The following is a 3,562-nucleotide window of genomic DNA, read 5'->3' on the forward strand; positions in this document are numbered from 1 at the left end:
ACTTCGAGATGGGCGGCTGGTGCGAGAGGTGGAGCGGTCGTTTGCCTGCGTGCTCGACCGCACGGACTTCCGGCTCGTTCACTATTCGATCCAGTCGAATCATCTGCATCTGATCGTCGAGGCCAAGGATGCGGGGGCGCTCGGCAGGGGAATGAATGCGTTGGGGGCTCGTCTGGCGCGGGCGGTGAACCGGGTGTTCGGGCGGCAGGGGCGTGTCTTGCTGGACCGCTTCCATCACGTGGTGCTGCGGACGCCGACCCAGATGCGGAATGCGATGCGCTACGTGCTTCTGAATGCTCGTAGGCACATGAAGACGAAGCCTCGGACAATGAGGATCGATCCTGCATCCTCTGGCCGCTGGTTCGAGGGCTGGCGGCGCTCCGCACGGGGACTCGTGGCCCAGGCGCGGGAACGACCTGGCGGAAACGTGGTGGCGATCGCCAACCCACATACGTGGCTTCTGGCGGAGGGCTGGCGCAAGGCTGGCCCGCGGCTCGATCCGGCCGAGGTCCCGAGCGCCGTATAACCGAGCCACGGGCCAGAGCCGGCATCCGCCCTACCCATGCGGGCCAAGGCGGCGCGCCCGTTCGCTGGTCGCCCGGAAACGCCCCGCAGGATCGAAGGAACCCCCGAACACCCTGACCGATCCCCCTCAACAGCCCCGCGAAACCCAGGCTGGCCAACCTCGACGCCACGCAGGCGGCTTGGATCGCCGCACCTGCGCCGAGAACGCCATGATCCGCCAAACTCTTGGCGATGGAGTGCCTTGGGGACCGAATCCGGCTTCGCGAGTGGAGGGCCGACGAGGCCGAGGCCATGCACCGGTGGCTTGGAGATCCGCGGGTGGGCCGGTTCCTGGACTGGGCGCCGACGGATCTAGACGGCTCTCGCGAACACCTTCAGCGATGTGTCGCGGCCCAGAGTTCGACGGCTCGGGAAGAATTCTTCCTGGCCATCGAGAGACTCGCGGACGGAGAGGTTCTGGGCGATGCCGGCTTCGAATGGAAGACGGATCCATCGGGTCGGTCCGAGATCGCCTTCGGTTACTTCCTGGCGCATTCCCATTGGGGCCAGGGCTATGCAACCGAAGCCGCTCTCCTCGTACTCGACCTTGCGTTCTCTTCCCTCGGTGCCGATCGGGCACGAGCGAGCTGCGACGAAGCGAACAAGGCATCCGAACGCGTGCTCGTGAAGTGCGGTCTGACGCGACAACCGGAAGAGGAATCACCGGGCCGCCGGGTCTACCGCATCGGGCGCGATGCGTGGCTCACGCGGAACCACAAGCGGGATCTCAGACGCTGAAAGCGCCTCAGGCGTCTTGGCCGCTCGGCTCTTTGCGATCGGTCAAGAGGTAGAACACACCGCCCACCGCTGACTCTTCGTCCGCCAGGACGAGTTCGGCGCAGAGCAGGGCCGTGTCTCGGGGAGCGTGCGTCCCAAGGACGGTCGGAACGACGCCATTCTCCTCGAGTCGGATGGGGCCCAGACACGCTGGCTCGCCGAACAGCTCAGCGAGGATTCGTTCGGCCATAGCCTGCCCCAACGCGGTGAAGCGCCCCAGAGGCTCGCCCTGGGGTTCGCCCGCCGCGGAGCGAATCAGGTGGAAAGCAGCTTCCGGCTCGAAGCTGAGTACGGCGGTGGCCGGCGTCGGTGCATGGACCGGGAGCACGAGGCTGGCGGTCATGTCGTCCCCGGGCACCAGACCTTCATCTGGAAAACCCGCCAGGCGGCACATGCGAACCCGCCCAAGGCCGCCCAGGGTGGGCGTATCGAAGAGGCCAGCACAGGCCGCTGCGCCGCGCTCCAGCGCGGCGTGGAGATCGGGGGAGATGGGGGGTTGAGGCAAACTGGGGGGGCTCCTCGAAGCCGCCTCGAGGGCCAAACGGCTCCCCGGGCAAGAAAAGAGAAGGGATTCTCCTACAGTATATCGGCTTTTCTGAAAATATCGTGAGCCCGGACTTGGTGAGCCCGATCACCCGGAAAACACTCCCCTCCGGCCGAAGACGCAACTTGCCGATGGTCCTACACGTCCCCCGGACGCGAGGCGGTAGAAGTGGAACGGCGAACCCTACTCCTGATCGATTCAGGCTCCCAGCGCATGGAGGCCCTCTCCCTGCGTCTGCGTCAGATGGACTTCCACGTCGTGCGGGCCAAGACCACCGACCAGGGCCTGGAGGCCCTTTGCGATGAGCGTTTCCAGGTCGGCTGCGTGATCATCCCGCCGGACCTGCCCGTGGTGGATCTCGAGCGCTCTCTTCGAGCCTTCCGCGCGGCCGAGCCGGACCGGATCCCGGCGCTGCCGATCGCCGCCTTTGGCGAGCGGCCGGACGCGGATCAGCGCGGCCGCTTGCGGCGAGCCGGCGTCGACTACGGCCTCTGGAACCCCATCGACGACAATACCCTGCGTTTCCAGGTGAACCGATCGCTCAGCAGCGCACCCATGGTCTCGACCCGACGGGCTCCGCGCGTTCCGACGAACTGGCCGGTGGAGGTCAACGCAGGAGGGCGCGAAAAGCCCGCCAAGCTGTACTCGATCTCCGCCCGGGGGGCTTATCTGGCCACGCCACGCCCCTCGATGCCGCGCGCGATCGTGCATCTCACGCTGCCACTTCCGGAGGGCGACATCCGGGTTTCAGCGGAGGTCATCGCGACCAACGTGCCGGGCAACCTGGTGAAGAAGAACCTGCCGATCGGGATGGCGGTGCGCTGGAGTGGCCTGGACGACGAGAGCGAAGAAGAGATTCGCGGCTTCGTCGAGGAGCGTGACGGCCGCCTCAGGCTGTAGTCCACCGGGCGCTCCCGAGCCTTTCTGGCTGGAGATGCCGGGATTCGATGGAATCGCCTACGCTGGGCGCCCATGTCTGACGAACTCCTCCGCTACGAACTCTCCGAAGAGGTCGCGATCCTTCGTTTCGACGACGGGAAGGCCAACGCCATCTCGCCGACTGCGTTGGACGCGCTGAATGCCGGGCTCGACCGCGCCGAGAAGGAAGCACGAGTCGTCGCGCTGATCGGGCGCCCCGGGCGCTTCTCCGCCGGTTTCGATCTATCCGTGATGCGCCAGGGACCCGAAGCCGCCCAGAGCCTGGTCGGGGGAGGCGCCGAGTTGTTGGCGCGCATGGTCGAGAGCCCGCTTCCGATCGTGGCCGGCTGCAGTGGCCATGCGCTTGCGATGGGAGCCTTGATGCTGCTCGCGGCGGACCAGCGTATCGGCAGTGAGGGCGAGTTCAAGCTCGGGCTGAACGAGGTGGCGATCGGCATGACCCTTCCGCAGTTCGGGGTCGAGTTGGCCGAAGAGCGACTTTCCCGGCGGCATCTACAACGCAGTGTGGCCCAGGCGGAAATCTACGATCCCGCCGGCGCCACGGATGCAGGCTACCTCGACCGGTTGGTACCCGCGGAGCAGCTCGAAGACGCCACACTGGTGTAGACGCTCACTCAGAAGCGTAGAAATCTGATCATTTGGCCGGGGGGCGACGCAGCCCGCCGTTCCGGATTCCGATTCAGATCTTCCGGGTCGAAAGGTCCTTGACCCAGGGCGAACGCCCTCCCGGCTCGACCG

At 66.4% G+C, this 3,562-nt stretch carries 5 protein-coding genes; 4 read left to right on the top strand and 1 reads right to left on the bottom strand.

The genetic code is table 11. From position 1 onward, the window contains the following. On the top strand, positions 1-526 hold a 526-nt coding region (locus GY937_03975; protein MCP5055866.1), incomplete at its 5' end, for a hypothetical protein. A 230-nt stretch (positions 527-756) separates the two neighbouring features. Next, a complete protein-coding gene (locus GY937_03980; GenBank protein MCP5055867.1) occupies positions 757-1,302 on the top strand; it encodes a GNAT family N-acetyltransferase in 546 nt (181 codons plus the stop codon). 7 nt (positions 1,303-1,309) lie between these two features. Here GY937_03980 and GY937_03985 read toward each other — a convergent pair whose 3' ends face one another. Next, the gene (locus GY937_03985; protein ID MCP5055868.1) at positions 1,310-1,846 is read right to left on the bottom strand and encodes a hypothetical protein; all 537 of its coding nucleotides are present in this window, start codon (positions 1,844-1,846) and stop codon (positions 1,310-1,312) included. 207 nt (positions 1,847-2,053) lie between these two features. Between GY937_03985 and GY937_03990 the strand changes: the two genes are divergently transcribed. Both GY937_03990 and GY937_03995 read left to right on the top strand, forming a co-directional pair. Further along, on the top strand, positions 2,054-2,785 hold the full coding sequence (locus GY937_03990; GenBank protein MCP5055869.1) for a hypothetical protein: 732 nt from the start codon (positions 2,054-2,056) through the stop codon (positions 2,783-2,785). A gap of 72 nt (positions 2,786-2,857) precedes the next feature. Next, the gene (locus GY937_03995; protein MCP5055870.1) at positions 2,858-3,430 is read left to right on the top strand and encodes a crotonase/enoyl-CoA hydratase family protein; all 573 of its coding nucleotides are present in this window, start codon (positions 2,858-2,860) and stop codon (positions 3,428-3,430) included. Positions 3,431-3,562 lie beyond the last annotated feature (132 nt).

The sequence above is a fragment of the bacterium genome, from assembly GCA_024228115.1.
Lineage (GTDB): Bacteria > Myxococcota_A > UBA9160 > UBA9160 > UBA6930.

Coding starts and splice junctions, on each gene's coding strand:
- GY937_03980 (MCP5055867.1), top strand. CDS start 757: ATGGAGTGCCTTGGGGACCGAATCCGGCTTCGCGAGTGGAGGGCCGAC.
- GY937_03995 (MCP5055870.1), top strand. CDS start 2,858: ATGTCTGACGAACTCCTCCGCTACGAACTCTCCGAAGAGGTCGCGATC.